The organism is Pseudomonas syringae pv. cilantro, assembly GCF_001293775.1.
In the GTDB taxonomy this organism is placed as follows: Bacteria; Pseudomonadota; Gammaproteobacteria; order Pseudomonadales; family Pseudomonadaceae; genus Aquipseudomonas; species Aquipseudomonas syringae_P.
In genome coordinates, this window is sequence record NZ_LGLN01000078.1 from 1 (window position 1) to 19396 (window position 19396).

Annotated in this window: 18 protein-coding genes; 10 read left to right on the forward strand and 8 right to left on the reverse strand. The window is 59.8% G+C overall.

What is annotated here, in order from left to right:
- The first annotated feature begins 274 nt into the window (after positions 1–274).
- Positions 275–1117 (forward strand): PhzF family phenazine biosynthesis protein, encoded by an 843-nt coding sequence (locus ABJ99_RS21560; protein ID WP_054087530.1) that lies wholly within the window; start codon positions 275–277, stop codon positions 1115–1117.
- A gap of 148 nt (positions 1118–1265) precedes the next feature.
- Here the strand turns inward: ABJ99_RS21560 and ABJ99_RS21565 are convergent, their stop codons facing one another.
- Together ABJ99_RS21565 and ABJ99_RS21570 are read right to left on the reverse strand one after the other, a co-directional pair.
- The gene (locus ABJ99_RS21565) at positions 1266–2105 is read right to left on the reverse strand and encodes a TIGR03915 family putative DNA repair protein (RefSeq protein WP_054087531.1); all 840 of its coding nucleotides are present in this window, start codon (positions 2103–2105) and stop codon (positions 1266–1268) included.
- On the reverse strand, positions 2102–3322 hold the full coding sequence (locus ABJ99_RS21570; protein WP_054087532.1) for a putative DNA modification/repair radical SAM protein: 1221 nt from the start codon (positions 3320–3322) through the stop codon (positions 2102–2104). Before ABJ99_RS21570 ends, ABJ99_RS21565 begins: the two co-directional genes overlap by 4 nt.
- 190 nt (positions 3323–3512) lie before the next feature.
- Between ABJ99_RS21570 and ABJ99_RS29535 the strand changes: the two genes are divergently transcribed.
- From ABJ99_RS29535 to ABJ99_RS21585, 4 genes are read left to right on the forward strand one after another with little or no spacing between them, the layout of a single operon-like run.
- A complete protein-coding gene (locus ABJ99_RS29535) occupies positions 3513–3644 on the forward strand; it encodes a hypothetical protein (protein ID WP_259469606.1) in 132 nt (43 codons plus the stop codon).
- Positions 3641–4390 (forward strand): zinc ABC transporter ATP-binding protein AztA, encoded by a 750-nt coding sequence (gene aztA, locus ABJ99_RS21575; RefSeq protein WP_054087673.1) that lies wholly within the window; start codon positions 3641–3643, stop codon positions 4388–4390. Before ABJ99_RS29535 ends, aztA begins: the two co-directional genes overlap by 4 nt.
- On the forward strand, positions 4387–5256 hold the full coding sequence (locus ABJ99_RS21580; protein WP_054087533.1) for a metal ABC transporter permease: 870 nt from the start codon (positions 4387–4389) through the stop codon (positions 5254–5256). The genes aztA and ABJ99_RS21580 overlap by 4 nt, the downstream gene beginning before the upstream one ends.
- Before the next feature lie 11 nt (positions 5257–5267).
- Positions 5268–6164 (forward strand): metal ABC transporter substrate-binding protein, encoded by an 897-nt coding sequence (locus tag ABJ99_RS21585; protein WP_054087534.1) that lies wholly within the window; start codon positions 5268–5270, stop codon positions 6162–6164.
- A 48-nt stretch (positions 6165–6212) separates the two neighbouring features.
- Here the strand turns inward: ABJ99_RS21585 and ABJ99_RS21590 are convergent, their stop codons facing one another.
- A complete protein-coding gene (locus ABJ99_RS21590) occupies positions 6213–7361 on the reverse strand; it encodes an aldose epimerase family protein (protein WP_054087535.1) in 1149 nt (382 codons plus the stop codon).
- A 287-nt stretch (positions 7362–7648) separates the two neighbouring features.
- On the opposite strand from ABJ99_RS21590, the gene ABJ99_RS21595 reads away from it, so the two are divergent.
- The 4 genes from ABJ99_RS21595 (at position 7649) to araH (ending at position 12294) form a co-directional block, all read left to right on the forward strand.
- Positions 7649–8521, forward strand: coding sequence for an SMP-30/gluconolactonase/LRE family protein (locus tag ABJ99_RS21595; RefSeq protein ID WP_054087536.1), 873 nt, complete (start codon positions 7649–7651; stop codon positions 8519–8521).
- A gap of 174 nt (positions 8522–8695) precedes the next feature.
- The gene (locus tag ABJ99_RS21600; protein WP_054087537.1) at positions 8696–9709 is read left to right on the forward strand and encodes a substrate-binding domain-containing protein; all 1014 of its coding nucleotides are present in this window, start codon (positions 8696–8698) and stop codon (positions 9707–9709) included.
- Between the two features lie 55 nt (positions 9710–9764).
- Positions 9765–11288, forward strand: a complete 1524-nt coding sequence (araG, locus tag ABJ99_RS21605; protein ID WP_054087538.1) for an L-arabinose ABC transporter ATP-binding protein AraG — start codon at positions 9765–9767, stop codon at positions 11286–11288.
- Between the two features lie 40 nt (positions 11289–11328).
- The gene (gene araH, locus ABJ99_RS21610; protein WP_007251745.1) at positions 11329–12294 is read left to right on the forward strand and encodes an L-arabinose ABC transporter permease AraH; all 966 of its coding nucleotides are present in this window, start codon (positions 11329–11331) and stop codon (positions 12292–12294) included.
- A 113-nt stretch (positions 12295–12407) separates the two neighbouring features.
- On the opposite strand, the gene ABJ99_RS21615 is transcribed toward araH, so the two are convergent.
- Genes ABJ99_RS21615 through ABJ99_RS21630 form a run of 4 tightly spaced genes read right to left on the reverse strand, consistent with a single transcriptional unit; the run spans position 12408 to position 16960 of the window.
- Positions 12408–13730 carry a sensor histidine kinase gene (locus ABJ99_RS21615; protein ID WP_054087539.1) on the reverse strand — a complete coding sequence of 441 codons (1323 nt, stop codon included), beginning with the start codon at positions 13728–13730 and terminating at the stop codon, positions 12408–12410.
- Positions 13727–14428 (reverse strand): response regulator transcription factor, encoded by a 702-nt coding sequence (locus tag ABJ99_RS21620; RefSeq protein ID WP_054087540.1) that lies wholly within the window; start codon positions 14426–14428, stop codon positions 13727–13729. Before ABJ99_RS21620 ends, ABJ99_RS21615 begins: the two co-directional genes overlap by 4 nt.
- Positions 14429–14477: 49 nt before the next feature.
- Entirely contained in the window at positions 14478–15257 is a 780-nt protein-coding gene (locus tag ABJ99_RS21625; RefSeq protein ID WP_054087541.1) for a MipA/OmpV family protein, read from the reverse strand.
- Between the two features lie 35 nt (positions 15258–15292).
- Positions 15293–16960 (reverse strand): FAD-dependent oxidoreductase, encoded by a 1668-nt coding sequence (locus ABJ99_RS21630; protein WP_054087542.1) that lies wholly within the window; start codon positions 16958–16960, stop codon positions 15293–15295.
- A 195-nt stretch (positions 16961–17155) separates the two neighbouring features.
- On the opposite strand from ABJ99_RS21630, the gene ABJ99_RS21635 reads away from it, so the two are divergent.
- Positions 17156–17950: a TetR/AcrR family transcriptional regulator gene (locus tag ABJ99_RS21635; protein WP_054087543.1), complete on the forward strand. Its 795-nt coding sequence runs from the start codon at positions 17156–17158 to the stop codon at positions 17948–17950.
- Here the strand turns inward: ABJ99_RS21635 and ABJ99_RS21640 are convergent.
- A complete protein-coding gene (locus ABJ99_RS21640) occupies positions 17899–19212 on the reverse strand; it encodes an APC family permease (RefSeq protein WP_054087544.1) in 1314 nt (437 codons plus the stop codon). The genes ABJ99_RS21635 and ABJ99_RS21640 overlap by 52 nt on opposite strands.
- Positions 19213–19396: the final 184 nt, after the last annotated feature.

Genomic DNA, 19396 nt, shown 5'->3' on the forward strand with positions numbered 1-19396 from the left:
ATATAAATGCTCAGCTCTCACGAGTTGGTTTCAGATGAGCATAGATCATATTTTCATTGGTACTTGTGAAACACCCCACTAGGCTCTGTACGAAAAGTAGGCGAACGAAGGTCAGCAAGGCAAAAACAGGCAAGGAACGGCCGGCTTCGTACAAAGCCTTGCAGCAGCGTTCGAGCTGTGAGCAGCCAGGCTCAAGGTGGGTTCAATATCCCGTTGTTGATTGCGCCACAGTCATGGCAACCTTGGTTCTTTGTCTCTATGCCAAGGAAGCCTGATGCGATCGTTCGATTTCAAACAACTGGATGTGTTCAGCGATCAACCGCTACTCGGCAATCCGCTGGCCGTGGTGCTGGGCGCCGATGGCCTGACCGACGAGCAGATGGCAGCGTTCGCGCGCTGGACCAACCTCAGTGAAACGACCTTTCTGCTCAAACCGACAGACCCGTGCGCCGACTATCGCGTGCGTATCTTCACGACCCTTGTCGAGCTGCCGTTCGCTGGCCATCCCACTTTGGGCAGCTGCCACGCCTGGCTGGAGAGTGGCGGCGTGGCGCAGGGTGAGGAAATCATTCAGGAGTGCGGCATCGGTCTGGTGCGCATTCGCCGCGAGGGCAGCGGACTGGCATTCACTGCGCCTCCATTGCTGCGTTCAGGCGCGGTAGAACCGGAGCTGATCGAGCAGATTCGCCTCGGCATGAAGCTCGGCACGGGTGAAATTCTGGATGCACGCTGGGTGGATAACGGCCCCGGCTGGGTCGCTTTCAGGCTTGCAGATCGCGCCAGTGTGCTCAGTTTGCAGCCCGACTACGCGCAACTGAGCGGCCTGAAGCTCGGCGTCGTCGCGCCATGGGACCCTACGGTGGATGGTGACGAAGCGCAGTTTGAAGTGCGCGCTTTCGTGCCCGGTGACGGCATGGCCGAAGACCCGGTGACCGGCAGCCTCAACGCCGGTATTGCCCGCTGGTTTCTGGAAGAGGGCCTTGCGCCCGAGCGTTACGTCGTCAGCCAGGGCACTGCACTCGGACGCAAGGGGCGGGTGTCCATTCAGCGCGTGGGTGACGATATCTGGGTGGGCGGTTCGACCGTAACCTGCATTGAAGGGCGGGTTTCGTTCTAGGTTATACATCAACCCAGGCATTCCCAATAATCTCGACTAGCGTGCGACCTCGTGCGACGCGCCGCCTCCGCGTCGCATGCCGTTCTGGACGCTCTGCGTTCGATCCTGGATGCATAAGCCGGGGCACGAGCGTCGCAACGTTAAGGACTCAATCCCTCAGCGCAATCTTCTTGCCGCGTCGGGCGGCGATGTCGCTGGCCTGGCCGTCGCGCTGTTTGCCGGTTCTGGCCTGAGTGATGAGTGCCGGGATCAGCGGACCTTCCGGCAGGTTTTTCCAGAAGCGTGAAGGAAAGTGACCCTCCATGACCTTGGGGTTCAGCCGGGCGGGATTGAAGATGTGGCTGTAATAAGTCAGCCAAAGCTCACCGTGCGGGTCCTCCACCTGCCGCGCCATGGTCTTCCAGGCTTCCGGGCAGCGGCGTTCGTGAATCAGCTCATTGCCGTCGTAATAGACACCGTCGTATGGCGTGGCAATCATCCAGCGATGCTGGCCCATTCGCCCGATAAAGTGTTCGCTGGCACTCAGCAGAATATCGTGGGCAGGCTCATGCCAGGCCACATACTGCGGGCGCATGATTGCTGCGTCGTTATCGGCAGGCGGCAGCGCTACAAAACGCAGAAAGGCATGCAGATGATGCGCCTCGCGCCGTACCGATTTGAGACGTCGATGCAGCTCGCTGCCCAGTTTGTCGCCCGCCATCATGGCCGTTCGATCACCATGCGTAACACGCCACAGCACTTCATACAGCAAGCTCCAGCGCTGCTCGCCGCGATAGCGCGACGAGCTTTCAAGCAGTTTCAGCAACTCCAGCGGAACCCGCGCCTGAAACGGCCCGGATTCCCTGGGGTATTCTTCTTCGCTGCCGAACAAGTCAGCTGCGTCAGGAGATCTCCAGCTGACCTGGCTGGGGTCGATCTCGTGGCTCAATAGCCAGCGTGCCTGAGTTCGCCACGTTTCGAACAGATCATCACAATCAAGACAGATCATCCCCAGAGCCCCATTTGCTGGGGCTGCGGCCGGTCGCGCAGCTGATGATGCAGGAACTCGCTGGTGGTCTCGGCATGTGGCGGATGATAGTCGCTGGTGATGATGAACGGTTTGGCTTTGGCCAGCACACAACGCATGCGGGTCAGGTCTTCGTAACGAATGCGCCGCTGCTTGCGCAGTTCGACCAGCCGCTGGGTGGTACGAATGCCGATGCCCGGCACCCGGGCGATCAGCGCCGGGTCGGCGTTGTTCAGGTCCAGTGGAAACACTTGCCGATTGCCCAATGCCCACGCCAGCTTCGGGTCGATATCCAGGGCAAGATCACCGGGCCCGCTGAGCAATTCGCCAGCAGTGAAACCATAGCCGCGCAGCAGAAAGTCTGCCTGATACAGGCGGTGCTCGCGCATCAGCGGCGGGGCGGCCAGCGGCACGCTGTTGGGGCTGTTAGGGATCGGGCTGAACGCCGAGTAGTAGACCCGGCGCAGCTTGAAGTCACTGTACAGCGACTGCGCGCTGTGCAGGATGGTGCTGTCATCGGTGGCGTCAGCGCCGACGATCATTTGCGTGCTTTGCCCGGCTGGTGCAAAACGCGGCGAGCGCGGTTCGTTGCGCACGGTCTGTTCGCCGGTGTAGATGGTCTGCATGGCCTGCTTGATGGACGCGACGTCTTTTTCCGGCGCAAGGGTTTGCAGGCTGAGATCGGTCGGTAGCTCGATGTTGACGCTCAGGCGGTCGGCATAACGCCCGGCCTTTTCGATCAGCGCCGGGTCAGCGTCGGGAATGGTCTTGAGGTGGATGTAGCCGCGAAATTCGTGCACCTCGCGCAGCAACCGCGCCACCTCGACCAACTGCTCCATGGTGTAGTCGGCCGAGCGAATGATCCCGGAACTCAAAAACAGCCCGCTGACGCAATTGCGACGATAGAAGTCCAGAGTCAGGGTGACCACTTCTTCGGGGGTGAAGCGCGCGCGCGGCACATCGCTGGAGCGACGGTTGACGCAATACTGGCAGTCATACAGGCAGAAGTTGGTCAGCAGAATTTTCAACAACGAGACGCAGCGTCCATCGGGCGTATAACTGTGGCAGATGCCCATGCCATTAGTCGAACCCAGCCCGGATTTGTTCTGCGAGCTGCGCTTGGGGGCTCCACTGCTGGCGCACGACGCATCGTACTTGGCGGCGTCTGCGAGGATGCTGAGCTTGTCGATGAGCTCCATGGAAAGACCCTTGACTGTTTGGATGTACAGTATAGGTTTGCCAGTACAGACTCAAGCAATGCAAACGCGATCAGACCGAAGGTCGGCAGGCGTAAACACGGCAACAAGCCGTATTTTTTAAATGTTATTTTATAACGAAGCGTGTCTTTGGTATGTAATACTGTAACGAATAATTGCAGGTTACTGGCGCGTGAAATCTTCTCAATCTTCTTCGATCCCGGCTTCCGTTCTGGCCCAGTCGGCCTGGAAACGAGTGCTGTTCTCCCTTGCGGTACTGGCGCTGTTGTGGGCGGCGATCGGCTGGTCGGTGGCCATTCCGTGAGTGCCGCGATCAGCCTCGAAAACCTTACGGTGGCTTACGAGCGCCGACCCGCTGTGCATCACCTCAACGGTCGATTCGAAGCGGGCAGCCTGACGGCGATTGTCGGACCGAACGGTGCCGGCAAGTCGACCCTGATCAAGGCCATTGCCGGGACCATGAAGCCTGCGCAGGGGCGTGTCGATCGGGGGCGTCTGGCAACCCGCACGATCGGCTACCTGCCTCAGGCCGCCGAAATCGATCGCAGCTTTCCGTTGAGCGTGGCGGATACCGTGGCCATGGGTGCATGGCACAGCATCGGGCCGTTTCGTGGCCTGACGCGCAATCATGCCCGGCTCACCGCAGAGGCGCTGCGCACCGTCGGGCTGGAAGGGTTCGAAGGTCGCAGCGTGGGCTCGCTGTCGTCCGGCCAGTTCCAGCGCGTGCTGTTTGCCCGGCTGTTGCTGCAGGACGCTTCGGTGATCCTGCTGGACGAGCCGTTCACCGCCATTGATGCGCGCACCACTCGCGATCTGCTGGAACTGGTGCGGGCCTGGCACGGGCAGGGACGGACCGTGATTGCCGTGTTGCACGACATCGATCAGGTTCGTCAGCACTTTCCGCAAACGCTGTTGATGGCCCGCGAAGCCATCGCCTGGGGTGACACAGCAGATGTGCTCAGCGTCGCCAACCTGCGCAAGGCGCGCAACATGGCGGAATACTGGAGCCCCGACGCACTGTTGTGTGATGTCGAGGACGAGCGCTCATGATGCTTTACAGCCTGATCGTCGAGCCGTTTATCGAATTCGGTTTCATGCGTCGCGCGCTGGTGGCGTGTCTGGCCCTGGGTATCGGCTCGGGCCCGGTGGGCGTGTTGCTGATGCTGCGACGCATGAGCCTGGTGGGCGACGCTATGAGTCACGCGGTGCTGCCGGGGGCCGCGATAGGCTTCATGCTCGCCGGCCTTTCACTGCCCGCCATGGGCTTCGGCGGCCTGATCGCCGGGTTGGCGGTGGCGTTGCTGTCCGGGCTGGTCAGCCGCCTGACGTCACTGCGCGAGGATGCCAGCTTCGCCAGTTTTTACCTGACCTCGCTGGCCGCCGGGGTGCTGATCGTGTCGCTGCACGGCTCTAGCGTCGACCTGCTGCATGTGCTGTTCGGCACCATTCTGGCCATCGATGACGCGTCGATTTACATGGTTGGCAGCATCGCTTCGTTTACGCTGGTGTTGTTGGCGGTGATCTACCGCCCACTGGTGCTGGAATGCTTCGATCCGGGTTTCCTGCGCGCCGTGGGTGGTCGTGGATCGCTGTATCACGTGTTGTTTCTGCTGCTTGTCGTGCTCAATCTGGTCGCAGGTTTTCAGGCGCTGGGCACGTTGATGGCGGTGGGCATGATGATGCTGCCTGCAACGGCTGCGCGATTCTGGAGCAATTCGCTGAGCGGCCTGATGTTGATTTCGACGCTGCTCGCCACCTTGTCCGGGCTGATCGGCCTGATCGTTTCCTATCACCTTGGCGTTGCTTCGGGGCCCGCCATCGTGTTGACCGCCAGTGCGTTTTACGCGTTTTCCCTGCTGTTCGGACGCACAGGCATTGTGCGTCGGCTGTTTCCCAAACCTCACCTGGCCCACTGAAAAGGTATGTCATGAAACGATTGATGCTGTTGAGTTCGATGGCTGCACTGGCGTTGTCCGCGTTCGCCAGTCTGGCCCAGGCCAAACCACTTGAGACGGTGGCATCGTTTACGGTGATCGCTGATATGGTCAGCACGGTCGGCGGCGAGCGTGTTCACGTTAAATCGCTGATCGGCCCGAATGGCGACCCGCACGTCTACGAGCCAACGCCAAGTGATGCCCAGGCACTGAAAAATGCCGATCTGGCCTTTGTCAGCGGCCTGCATCTGGAAGGCTGGATGGACCGGTTGATCAAGGCCTCAGGCTACAAAGGCCAGCCGGTGGTGCTTTCGCAAGGCATCAAGACGCGCAGCATGGATGAAGACGGCAAACGCATCGTCGATCCGCATGCCTGGAACAGCGCTGCCAACGGGGTGATTTATGTGCGCAACATCATCGCTGCATTGAAGAAAGCCGACCCCGAAGGTGCCAGCGAATACCAGGCCAATGGCGACCGCTACATCGCTGAGTTGCAACAGCTCGATCAGTACGCCCGTGACCAGATCAATTCAGTCCCGGCGGCCAGCCGCAAGATCCTGACTTCTCACGATGCGTTCGGTTATTTCGGTGATGCCTACGGCGTGACGTTCCTTTCACCACTGGGTCTGTCCACCGAGTCCGAGGCGTCGGCAGCCGATGTTTCGAAGCTGATCCGGCAGATAAAGGCCGAACACGTCAGCGCGTATTTCTTCGAGAACTCCAGTGATCCGCGTCTGGTCAAGCAGATCGCCCAGGCCAGTGGAGCCCAGCCGGGCGGCGAGCTGTACGTTGAATCGCTGTCGCCAACCGATGGCCCCGCGCCGACGTACGCGAAGATGTTTCGCTACAACGTCGATACGCTGACGGCAGCGATGAAGCGCAATCAGTAAACCCGAATACGCGCAGCCCGTGCGAGTTGGGCTGCGCGATGTCATGCCTCAGTCAGTGAGGAATTTGAACACAGTGGTCTGAGTGTAGGCTTTGCCCGGATCCAGTCGAGTGCTGGGGAATGTCGGCTGGTTGGGCGCGTCAGGGTAATGCTGGGTTTCCAGCGTGAACGCACCCCAGTGCGGGTAGACCTTGCCGCCCTTGCCGTGGATGCTGCCATCCAGGAAGTTGCCGGTGTACAGCTGCACGCCGGGCTCGGTAGTGAACAACTGCAGTTTGCGCCCGGACTGTGGATCGCTGACTTCGGCAGCCAGTTTCTTCACATCGCCTTTGGTGTCCAGAACCCAGTTGAAGTCAAAGCCGCCTTGCTTGGGCTCGGCGTACTTGAGCTGCGGATGATCATCCTTGATGTGCTTGCCGAAGGCGGTGGGTTTGAGGAAGTCCATCGGCGTGCCAGCCACGGCGGGCAGTTCGCCGGTCGGGATCAGTTTGTCGTTGACCGGTGTGTAATGCGAAGCGTGCAGGGTGGCGACCTGTTTGAGCACATCGCCGCTGCCTGCGCCGGCCAGGTTGAAGTAACTGTGGTTGGTCAGGTTCAGCACCGTCGGCTTGTCGGTGGTGGCCCGGTAGTCGATTTTCAGCTCGTTCTTGTCGCTCAGGCTGTACGTGACTTCGGTCTGCAAGGTTCCGGGGAAGCCCATTTCGCCATCGGGTGACACGTAAGTCAGTTTCACGCCGACCGAATCACCGGTTTTGGTTTCCTCGGCTTTCCACAGGCGCTTGTCGAAGCCCTTGTCGCCGCCGTGCAAGGCGTTGGTCTTGTCGTTGAGCGGAACCTGCCAGGTCTTGCCATCGAGGGTGAATTTGCCGCCTGCGAGGCGGTTGCCGAAGCGGCCAATGGTCGCGCCGAAATAAACCGTGCCGTTGTTCTGGTACCCCTGCACATCATCGAAACCCAGCACGATGTCTTCGACCTTGCCAGCCTTGTCCGGCACCAGCAGCGATTGCAGGGTGGCGCCATAGGTGATGATGCTGGCCTGCACGCCGTGGCTGTTGCGCAAGGTGTATTTCTCGACGGCGGTGCCGTCCGGCAGTTGGCCAAAGGTGCTGTGTTCGCTGGAGAGAGCTGCAGCCTGTGCAGTCAAGGTGCTGATCATCAAAGACAGTCCAAGGGTGCTGAGAAGAGCATGCGTTTTCATCTGATCTACCCACTTTTATTGTTATTGGTAAGACTATTTGATCGGATTTCATCCGATGCATGGGTTTATAGCCGATAAAATGCCGCTTGAAAAATAAATTGTAATACTATTTAGTAGTGCATGTGTCAGCGAAGCGCTGTGCGTCACTTTAGCCGATCTGGCAACATTTTATGCCGGACGGGCTTGTCTGATGCGCGATGGACAGGCTGGCAAGGTGCACGACACGACCATTGAGCGATACCCCTATTTTAAAAGTGCCTTTACAACAATAACAAAGGACATTTTTCATGAACTGGCTGCCCGTTTCCGAGCACCGTTTCAAGCTGGCCGAGGGCTCCTTCTGGGATGCCGAAGCGCAGGCCCTGTACTGGGTCGACATCGCCGGCTTTTTCGCCTGTCGGCTGGCTGCCGGGCAGTACCGCCAATGGCGTATGCCCGAGCCTGTTTCCGCGTTTATTCCGACCGCACAAGGCGACGCACTGGTGACATTGGCCAGCGGCGTTTATCGCCTGGATCTGACCTCTGAAAAAACCTCATTGTCGTTGTTCTGTGTGGCCGACCCGACGCCCGGCAATCGCGCCAACGAGGCCCGTTGCGACGCAAGTGGCCGCCTGTGGCTGGGCAGCATGCAAAACAATATCGACGCTGAGGGAGGTGACGTGCCTCTGGTTCGTCGTTCGGGCGGGTTGTTTCGCGTCGATGCCGACGCGAGCGTGACTCGCTTGCTGGACGGGCAGGGCATCGTCAACACCTTGCTCTGGAACGCTGACGGCAGCGTGTTGTACAGCGCCGATACCCTCGATGACGTCATTTATCACTACCCGGTGCGGGAAGACGGTGCGCTGGGCCCCCGCCAGATCTGGGCCGCCGGGCACAGTCGCGGTTCGCCCGACGGCTCGGCAATGGACGCCGAGGGTTATGTCTGGAACGCACGCTGGGGCGGCAACTGCCTGATCCGCTTCGCGCCCGATGGCAGCGTCGACCGGATCGTCGAATTGCCTGTCAGCCATCCCACCAGTTGTGTGTTCGGCGGTCCTGATCTGGACACGCTGTATATCACCAGCGCTGCGCCTGCCGACGCCCATGGTCAGTTCGACGGTGCGTTGTTGATGGCGCATGTCGGCGTCACAGGAACACGGTGCCAGCGCTTCGCCGGTTGAGGCTTTTTTTCGGTCGGCGCATTCCGTCAGGAGCGCGGCGGCAGAGTGACATTAGGTTACATAGCGGTCATACATTATATGGTATGACTATTTGATCGGTGCCGGACGTCTCCGCGCTCGTCACCGCCAACTCGCTGAACGTTGTAGCTATTCAATAAAAATAAGGAGCTAGCTATGTTGAGTCGTCACGGGATTCGTTCCCTGTGCTGTGCCGCTGTTGCCACCGCCATCCTGGGCATGAGTGGTGTCACTTCTGCCGCTGAAGAAGTCAAAATCGGTTTCCTGGTCAAGCAGGCTGAAGAGCCGTGGTTTCAGACCGAGTGGCAATTTGCCGAAAAAGCTGGCAAGGACCTTGGCTTTACCGTCATCAAGATTGCCGTACCCGACGGCGAAAAGACCCTGTCAGCCATCGATAACCTGGCCGCCAACGGTGTCAAAGGGTTCGTGATCTGCCCGCCTGATGTTTCCCTCGGCCCTGCAATCGTCGCCAAAGCCAAGTCCTACAACATGAAAGTCATGGCAGTGGACGACCGCTTTGTCGACGCCAAGGGCAAGCCTATGGAGGACGTGCCGTACCTCGGCATGGCGGCTTTCGAAGTGGGCCAGAAGCAGGGCGCCGCCATGGCAACCGAGGCGAAGAATCGCAAGTGGGATGAGGGCGAGTGGAAAGGCACTTACGCAATCATTAACACTTACAGCGAACTCGATACCGGCAAGAAGCGCACTGACGGCTCGGTGGACGCGTTGAAAAAAGCCGGCTTGCCAGCGGATCACATCCTGTTTTCTGCACAGAAGACGCTTGATGTTCCGGGCGGAATGGACGCAACCAACTCGGCCCTGCCAAAGCTGCCGGGCGATGCTAAAAACCTGATCATCGGCGGCATGAACGACAACACCGTACTGGGCGGTGTACGCGCCACCGCCAGTAACGGCTTCAGCGCCAGGAACGTGCTGGGGATCGGTATCAACGGTACCGACGCGATCGATGAATTGAAGAAGAAAGAGAGTGGATTCTTCGGCTCGATGCTGCCCAGCCCGGACAAGGAAGGCTACAAGACGGCCGAGTACGTGTTCAACTGGGTCACCAAAGATTTGGAACCGCCGAAGTACACCGCTATGGATGACGTGACACTGATCACTCGCGAAAACTTCCAGGCCGAACTGACCAAAATCGGTCTGTGGAAGTGAACTGAGCGAGGGGCCTGATTTTCGGGCCCTTCAACTGTGCGAGGAGGTTGGTTTCATGCAACAGGCTATCGAGCTTCAACCCATAGGCGGCGCGCTGCGTTTCAATGGCATCGGCAAGGTGTTTCCGGGCGTCAAGGCGCTGTCCGACATCACCTTCGAAGCCCGTCCCGGCAGCGTTCATGCGCTGATGGGCGAAAACGGCGCAGGCAAGTCGACGCTGCTGAAAATCCTTGGCGGGTCGTATCAGCCCAACAGTGGCAGCCTGCAGATCGGCGACCAGACTCACCAGTTCAGGTCCACTGCCGACAGTATTGCAGCGGGTGTGGCGGTGATTCACCAGGAGCTGCATCTGGTGCCGGAAATGACCGTTGCCGAGAATCTGCTGCTCGGGCACATGCCCAACCGTTTCGGTCTGATCAATCGTCGCGCGATGTACCGTCAGGCCGCCGAGTTGCTCAAGGGGCTGGCCGACGAAATTGATCCGCACACCCGGCTGGGCGATCTTTCGCTGGGCCAGCGGCAACTGGTCGAAATCGCCAAGGCCATGTCGCGCAATGCCCATGTCATCGCCTTCGACGAACCGACCAGCAGCCTGTCGGCGCGCGAGATCGACCGCTTGATGGCGATCATCGTGCGGCTGCGTGACGAAGGCCGGGTGATTCTTTATGTGTCCCATCGCATGGAAGAAATCTTTCGCGTCTGCGATGCCGTGACAGTGTTCAAGGACGGACGCTTCGTCAAAACGTTCGAGCAGATGGCCGACCTCGATCACGACCGGTTGGTGACCTGCATGGTCGGTCGCGATATCCAGAATATCTACAATTACCGGCCCCGCCAGCATCAAGGCCCGAGCCTGCGCGTGACCGGGTTGATGGGGCCAGGCCTGCATGAGCCGGTCTCCTTCGCCGTACAGAAGGGCGAGGTGCTGGGCTTTTTCGGCCTGGTGGGCGCGGGGCGTACCGAGTTGTTTCGTATGTTGTCAGGGCTGACGCGCAGCACGGCGGGCAGTCTGCAACTCGATGGCCAGCCGCTGACCCTGCGATCGCCGCGTGATGCCATCGAGGCGGGGATTCTGCTGTGCCCCGAGGATCGCAAGAAAGAAGGCATCGTGCCGTTGTCGAGCGTTGCAGAAAACATCAACATCGGTGCCCGGCCGCGGCACGTGAACCTTGGCTGCCTGATTCAGGGCCGTTGGGAGCGTGATAACGCGCGCAGTCAGATCAAGTCGATGAACGTCAAGACGCCGTCGCCTGACCAACAGATCATGTTTCTGTCCGGGGGCAACCAGCAGAAAGCGATTCTCGGTCGCTGGCTGTCGATGCCGATGAAGGTACTGTTGCTGGACGAGCCGACTCGCGGCATCGACGTCGGTGCCAAATCTGAAATCTACGAAATCATTCACAACCTTGCTGCTGACGGGATTGCGGTGATTGTGGTGTCCAGCGATCTGATGGAAGTCATGGGTATTTCAGACCGCATTCTGGTGATGAGCGAAGGCGCAATCACCGGCGAACTCAACCGCGACGAGGCTGACGAGTCGCGACTCCTGCAATTGGCTCTGCCACGCACGCGCGGCTGACAATCGGTCCCTGACCATGAACAATAAAAAAGAGGTGCGTATGTCTACCGAATCCAGCCTGCAGGCTCCCCGTCAGGGCATGAACCTGCGTCGTTTTGTCGATGACTGGGTGATGCTCCTGGCGGCCGTGGGAATTTTCCTGCTCTGCGCCGTGTTTATCGACAACTTCATGTCGCCACTGAACATGCGTGGCCTGGGCCTGGCCATTTCAACCGTGGGTATCGCGGCTTGCACCATGCTGTATTGCCTGGCGTCCGGACATTTCGACTTGTCGATCGGGTCGGTGCTGGCTTGTTCCGGGGTTATCGCCAGTATTGTGATCCGCGACACCGACAGCGTGTTTCTGGGCGTGTCTGCCGCACTGGCGCTGGGCTTGGTGGTCGGCCTGATCAACGGCATCGTGATTGCCAAATTGCGCATCAACGCTCTGATCGCGACGCTGGCGACCATGCAGATCGTGCGTGGTCTGGCCTACATCTTTTCCAACGGCAAGGCCGTCGGCGTGTCCAACGAGGACTTCTTCATCTTCGGTAACGGTCAGGTGTACGGCGTGCCGGTGCCTATCCTGATCACCATTGCCTGCTTCATCTTTTTCGGCTGGCTGCTCAATTACACCACCTACGGGCGCAACACTATGGCCATCGGCGGCAACCAGGAAGCTGCTTTGTTGGCCGGCGTGCATGTCGACCGTACCAAGATCATCATCTTCGCTGTGCACGGCCTGATTGGCGCGTTGGCGGGGGTCGTCCTGGCCTCGCGCATGACCTCGGGTCAGCCAATGATCGGTCAGGGCTTCGAGCTGACCGTGATTTCAGCCTGTGTGCTGGGCGGTGTGTCGCTGAGTGGCGGGATCGGCATGATTCGTCACGTCATCGCTGGCGTATTGATTCTGGCAATCATCGAGAACGCGATGAACCTGAAAAATATCGATACGTTTTATCAGTACGTGATTCGCGGCACGATTCTGCTGCTGGCGGTGATCATCGACCGGATGAAACGCCGCTGAACGTGTGACTCCGTCATGAAAATAACCCTTGCCGGTACAGTGGCAGGGGTTTTTTATGGGCGTTGGCCGGGCGCGACTGGAGTATCAAAGCGGTAGTGGTGCTGCTGAACAGTTCATGTGTTCTCCGAGGTCGATGATTCTTGTAACCGGAAGTCCAGTCCGGCCCGGGTGCCCAGTGTCGGCATCGACTCCAGCGTCAGCGTCCACTGAAAGCGTTCGCAGATACGTCGCACCAGAAACAGCCCCAGGCCTTTGCCGCTGCCCGTCCTGATCGGGTTTCTTAGCAGCGACAGGTAATGGCGGGAAGCCTGCTCGGTGTCAAAGCCTTCGCCCGAGTCGGTCACGCTCAACACATCATCCTTGAGCCGCACAGCGATTGTGCCGTCGTAGGTGTTATCCGCCGCGTTGCGCAACAGATTGCCGACGGCGATACGCAACATCGCTTCCGGCACGTGCAACGTCAGCGTCTGCTGGATCTGCACCGAGAACTTCACCGGCTTACCGTCGAGTAAATGCTCATGATCCTTGACCAGGCCGGGTAGCAGGCGATCGAGTTCGATCGGGTCGTCCCGGTTGGAGGTCAACGGCTCACGTGACAGGTAAAGCAGCGCAACCATGATTTCCGTCAGGTTATCCACGGTGGCGCGCATGCGTTGCAGTGGCGGCTCTGCACGTAGCGGCAGTTTTTGCCTGGCGAGGATATCCAGCGCACCGCTGATCACCGCGATCGGCGTGCGGAACTCATGGCTGGCCTGATCCAGAAGCGCGCGTTCTCGGGCCATGAATTGCTCGACCCGCTCCAGATGCGCGTTGATGCCGCAGGCAATGTCCCTGAGCTCCTCCTGAGCATAGCGCACAGGCAATCGCTGAGCAGGACGCTCCGGGTCGAGTTGTTTCATGCCCAGTGCAAGGCCCTGAACCGGAAGATGCAGGCGGACGTACAGCCAGGCGATCACGGCGATGATCAGAATCAGATTGAGTACCAGGAACATTGCCCCGACCAGCGCGATGAAGTTCTGTTCCCGCTCCAGATCGCTGATGTCGATGGCGGCTATCAGGCGCTCTTTGCCAAGCGAGGTCACCAGCACCGCGTAGTCGCGATCGCCATTATCAGCGTCGTGGCGGTCCAGATCGCCCTCGCTGTAATAGCCCGGCGCGAGGGCAGCGAGAGAGGGCGGCAGGTCCGTGGCCGGTGTGTCGTCTGACAATTTCCAGATTTTGACCCTGTCGTTCTTCTGTGACCCCGGCCGAACGTCGTCCTCAAGCGTTCTGGCGGTCGCGGTCTCCAGCAAATCCTTCCAGATCGGATGATCAATGAGCTCCTGGCTCATGAATGCGAGGGTGGTCAGACCGGTCGTCATCAATAGCCCGAAACCGAGAATTATTGCGCTGACGAGGCGATGCAGGCTGCCCCGTCGGCGAGCAAAGTCAGTCATTCGCACACGCACAGACGAAAGCCGATGCCCTGCACCGTGTGAAGCAGCTTTTGCCCGGCAGCACGCTCGCCATCAATTGTTTTTCTGAGCAGGTGCATGTGTGAGCGCAGCAGGTCGCCATCGGGCACGCTGTCACCCCAGATGAGTGTTTCGAGCTGCGTGCGGGTGACCACCTGCGGTGATTGGCGCATCAATACTTCCAGCAGCGTCCGTCGGATCGGCGAGAAGGGCAGCGCAACACCGTCGCGCGTCACTATTTGTGTGCCGAGATCGAAACGCAGGTCAGCGATCTGCAGTATTTGTCGCGCAGCTGACCGCTGCTGGCTGCGCGCTGTCAGCACGCGTAGGCGAATCTCCAGTTCAGGCAAGGCCAGCGGTTTGACGATGTAGTCGTCCGCGCCCGATTCGAAGCCTTCGAGCTTGGCATCCAGCTGGTCCTTGGCGGTCAGCAACATGACCGGCACCGGGTCGTTCAACTCGCTGCGCAGATGACGCAGCAGCGAGATCCCGTCCATGCGCGGCATCATCCAGTCCAGCACAATCACGTCATAGCGGTTTTCCACGAGCAGGCGAATGGCCGACTTTCCGTCCGGAGCGGCATCCGGCGTATGCCCGCAGGCCTCCAGGTAATCGAACATATTGGCGGCCAGCGCAAGGTTGTCTTCAACGATCAGGATGCTCAGCGAACGGTCAGGCATGGCAGGCTCACAGTGAGTAGCGCAAAGGTGAAAAAGCGGGGCGTCAGCATCAGAATTTTCGCGATATTCCGATGAACAGCGACGTGGAGCTGTCGGTGTCACGTTCCACCAGCGGGCTGTCGCTCAGTTCATCCGGCAGGGCGCTGTAGCGCAGGTTTCCCGAGACCTCCCATTGTTTGCCGAGCGGCTGGGAGAAGCCGATGCCGACATAAGACACTGTGGCGCTGCCGGGGCGGTACTCGGCAATGCCGCGTCGCTCTTCCTCTTTCAGGGTGCCGTAATAGTAGTCCACCAGATTTCCGGACAGGTGGGTGGCGCCGATATTAGGTTTGAAACGAGTGTCGCCCCAGCTGAAGGGGTAAGCGTATTCGAGGTTCAGCGAGTAGCCATCGCTGGCGCCGCTGATGTCATTTTTGGCCACCAGTTCAAGCAGCCCGGCAGATCCTTGCCATTTCGCTGCCAGCCCGGCGTCGATGCCATTGTCGCGGTCTTCCAGCAGATCGCGGTTTATGCCGTTTCTGGCCAGTTCACGGCGACCGAAATCGTCCCGGTCGATGCCGTCCATCTGCAGGGCAAGAATGGCATCGAGCGCGAACGACTCTGTGTTGATCAGGTGGTAACCGGCCGTCACGCCATTTACGTAAAAGCGTTCGCCTTCGTAGTTGATCAGCGGGATCGGGTTGACCTGTGTGCCGACGCCTGCATACGGGCTTTCGTTGATGGCGGCGCCCAGGCCCAGGCTGAAATCACCCGGTTCTGCATGAGCGGATGACAACGACAGCGCGGGTAGGGCAGCAGCGACCAAAGCAGGTATGAAGACAGGTTTCATAAAGGGTGTTCTCTGAGTGAGTGTTCTGACGTGCTTCAGTGTGCACGTACGCATGTCGCGCGCACGTCGTTGTCTCTCACGATCTCGTGTTCGATACCCCCGAGCACCGCAGTCAGATAGTCCGTGGCCACCTGCGCGAAGTTGGCCATTGCCACGAGTCCGACGTAGCCGTCGGGGCGTATCAGAAAGACGATGTTTTCCCCGGTGCTCACGCCATAGGCGTGATGGGCCTGACGGTCTTCATCCGCCAGCCCGCGCCTGTCGTGAGTGACGTGTGCGGGTCGCACGGCGTAGACCCGCAGGCGATGTTTGTCGTGGGCGCCAAGCGCGTTGATCGCGTCGATGGCATGTTCACCGAACGCCAGCACAGTGAAGTGCCCACCCCGGAACACATCGAACAAACGAGTGCTTCCACAGGCTTGCTGCGAACACACGGCATCCGGGGCTCGATCACCTGCCTGAACCTTGCCGTCAGCGTTTTCACGATCGTTCGAGGAAAGCGAACGGTGGCGATAGTTGAGCAACAACTGTCGCTCCCGGTCGCCACGCCTGAGTTTTGGAATGCCGGCGCTTCTGCTGTTTTGAAACAACTCGTTCGACAGTTCCAGCACGGCGGCCGCTACCGGCCTGCGTTCCTCTTCATAGGTGTCGAGCAACGTCTCAGGTGCACCGCCCAGCACGGCGGCCAGTTTCCAGCCGAGGTTCCAGGCATCCTGCACGCCAGTGTTCAGGCCTTGCGCACCTGCCGGGGTGTGCACATGGGCAGCGTCGCCAGCGAGGAATACGCGTTCGACCCGATAACGCTCGGCCAGCCTTATATTGGGGCGGAATACCGACAGCCAGGTCGGGCTGTGCAACCGAATGTTTCTGCACCCGGTGGCGGCCAGCCAGCGGGCCTGGATGACCTGCTCAGAGAGTTGCGGAGCTGGCTCGTCAGGCTCGAGGCGCATCATCAACTGGAACAGATTCGAATGCGGCAGCGGACACAGACCGATCATTCCACCCTTGCGCGTAGGCCAGACATGCCATGCATCCCGGGAGAGTCCTTCGACGTGCAGATCGCCAACGATCATCCGGCCTTCCTCTGACGTGGAACCGGCAAAATTCACCCCCAATTGCTTGCGCACGAAGCTCTTGCCGCCGTCAGTACCGACCAGATAGCGTGCGCGCAGGGTGTGGGTCCGCCCCTGGCTGGCGACCTGTACCGAAACACCTTCGGCATCCTGGCTGATGTCCAGCGCCTCCGTTGCCCACTCGACCTGAATGCCCGATTCCGCCAGCCTTTCGCGCAAGACCTGCTCGGTGCGCCATTGCGGCACCAGCCATACGTTCGGGTACGGAATATCCGCCGTTTGTTTCTGGTACTTCATCATGTTCCATTTGATTTTCACCCAAGAGACATGAAACTTCATCGGCGGATAAAGCTGCCCGGCGCGCAACAGTGGCTGGGCGACGCCAAGGCTATCGAATATCTCAATCGTTCGTGGCTGTATGCCCTTGCCGCGAGAACCGTTGAACGGCACAGCCGCCTTTTCAATGATTCGGACGTTGATCCCGCGTCGGGCCAGATCGCAGGCCAGGGTCAGGCCGGTCGGTCCGGAACCGATGATCAAGACGTCGGAATACTCCTGATCCGGCGAGTAGTGATTTTTTGCAGGCGATATCTGCGAGTGAGCACCGAGACGGCTATCCGCTTCCGGCATGATTTGAACTCCACATCAAGGGGGCCACATCCAGAGGCGAACAGGGTTTGTCCATTTATGGATACGACGTATCCGTAAAATGCTTCTGTCAATCGCGTTGTTGTGTCTGGAGAGCGGCGATCAGACAGGCGGTGTTGGACAAACGTGCACGGCGAGGCTGGTCGCGGGGGTTCGGGTTTGGCTTATAATCCCCGAATGACTAAAGACCTTGATTGCCAGCCCGCTCCCGGAACCCCCGCCTGGTGGCGAAACCGCTCACCCCGTTTGCAGAAGACCGGGGGGCGTGGGCGTCCCTCGGTTTCATTCGACAGAATTATCGCAACGGCGCTGGAGACGGTTGATGCGGTGGGTGCGTCGGCGTTCAACATGCGTTTGCTTGCCGAACGCCTGGGGTCAGGGACCGCGACGCTTTACAGGCACTTCACCAGCAAGGACGAAATACTGGTGCATGTGGTCGATAGCGTGTTGGGCGAAACGGCTGCCGATCAACAGGCCTCATCGGTCAAGAAGGGCACCGCTGCCACGACCTGGCAACAAGCCTGTGCGTCGGGCGCCGAGCAGCTCTATGGCGTATTGCGCAGGCATCCAGGCGTCGTGCCGCTGCTGGTTTCACAGATTCCGGTCGGGCCCAACGGCCTGAAGCGCCGCGAGCAGGGCATTGCGTTGTTTCTGGACAACGGCTTCCCTGCGGAACTGGCCGCCCGTGCTTATATCACCGTGGCCCACTACGTTTTAGGGTTTGCCATACAGCAGCATGCCAGTGGCTCAGGCGAGGCCGTCGAAAGCGATGAACTGGTGGTTTTTTTTGCCACGCTCGATGCCGGTGAATACCCGGCCATTGCCGCCGCAGGCAGCCATTTACCGGGTATTTCGGTCGAAGACGAGTTCAGGTTTGGGCTGCAACTGATCATCGACGGGCTGGGGCTGGCGTTCGATGCTCAGCGCGGATGCGACACAAACACCGAGCTGCCCAATCGCGCCAGCCCGTAAAGCGCGGCGCCGACGGCCAGCATGATGCCTGCGCGCAGCCAGGTTTCCGGACCTTGCTGGGTGAGCAGCAGCAGGCAGGAGAGAATGCCCAGGACCGGAATCACCCAGTGAACTTCGAAGTGGTCGGCTTCGACCTTGTCGCGCTTGAGAACCAGCACAGCGATGTTCACGCTGAGAAACACGAAGAGCAGCAACAGCACTACGGTTTCAGCCAGGATGGTCAGGGTGCTGGTAAACGACAGTGCGATGGCCACCAGTGTGGTTGCCAGAATCGCCAGACCCGGTGTGCGCCGTTTGGGCAGCACCGAGCCCATCACCGCGGGCAGCAGGCCTTCGCGGGCCATGCCGAAGGTCAGTCTGCTGGCCATGATCATGGTCAACAGCGCGCCATTGGCAACCGCAATCAATGCAATGACTGCGAACCAGGGTGCGGGTATTCCGAGGCCCGAGGCACTGACCACGTCCATCAGTGGCGCGTGCGAATCTTTCAACTGTTCGACGGGCAGCACCATTGCAGCGCCTACGCCGACGAGCATGTAGATCGCACCGGCGACCAGCAGCGCGCCGAACAAGGCGCGCGGATACACCCTGCGCACATCCTTGATCTCCTCGGCAAGATTGGCCGACGTTTCAAAACCCACGAATGAATAGAACGCCAGCAGCGACGCGGCAAGAATGGCTGTGGCCGGAGAGGCGGCATCAAGCTCGAAGACTCGTTGCGCAACGCCATGGCCCTGGCTGACGAACCAGGCAGCGGCGGCGATGACCATCAGCAGGCCGCTCAATTCGATGACCGTCATGACCAGATTGGCCGAAAGCGACTCCTTGATACCGCGCGCATTAAGCAGGCCGACAATGACCAGAAATCCGACACAGACCCACTGCGCAGGCCAATTGACCAGAGCCTGAAAGTAGTCGCCGGCAAAGGCCACCGCCAGCCCGGCGGCACTGGTGACGCCAGCGGCGACCATGGAAAAACCGACCAGAAACGACAGCAACGGTTTACCGAAAGCCTTTTCGGCATACACGGCGGCACCGCCCGCGCGCGGGTATTTGGTGACCAGTTCAGCGTAGGAAGCGGCGGTCAACAGCGCAAAGCACAGGGCGATCAGCAGCGGCGCCCAGATGGCGCCTCCGACGCGTCCGGCGATTGTGCCTGCCAGGGCGTAGACCCCGGCGCCGAGTACGTCGCCAAGGATGAACAGCGTCAACAGGGGGGCGGTGATTGCGCGGTGCAGCGACGGTGTGTCTGGAGTGGCCATGGTGAAAGATTCCTTTTTCATTAGCGCTGCTACGGGGTTGGGCTTACGGCTAAAGGGCGCAATCGAGTAGTGGTTCGGTCAGGCGTTTTCGCGTGGGCTGCTCAACGCCGTTGCTTCGTTCTACAGAGGTCAGGCAGACGTCGACGCGGCGCTTCCGGACGCAGCGCTAAGCAAAGGTCTGCAG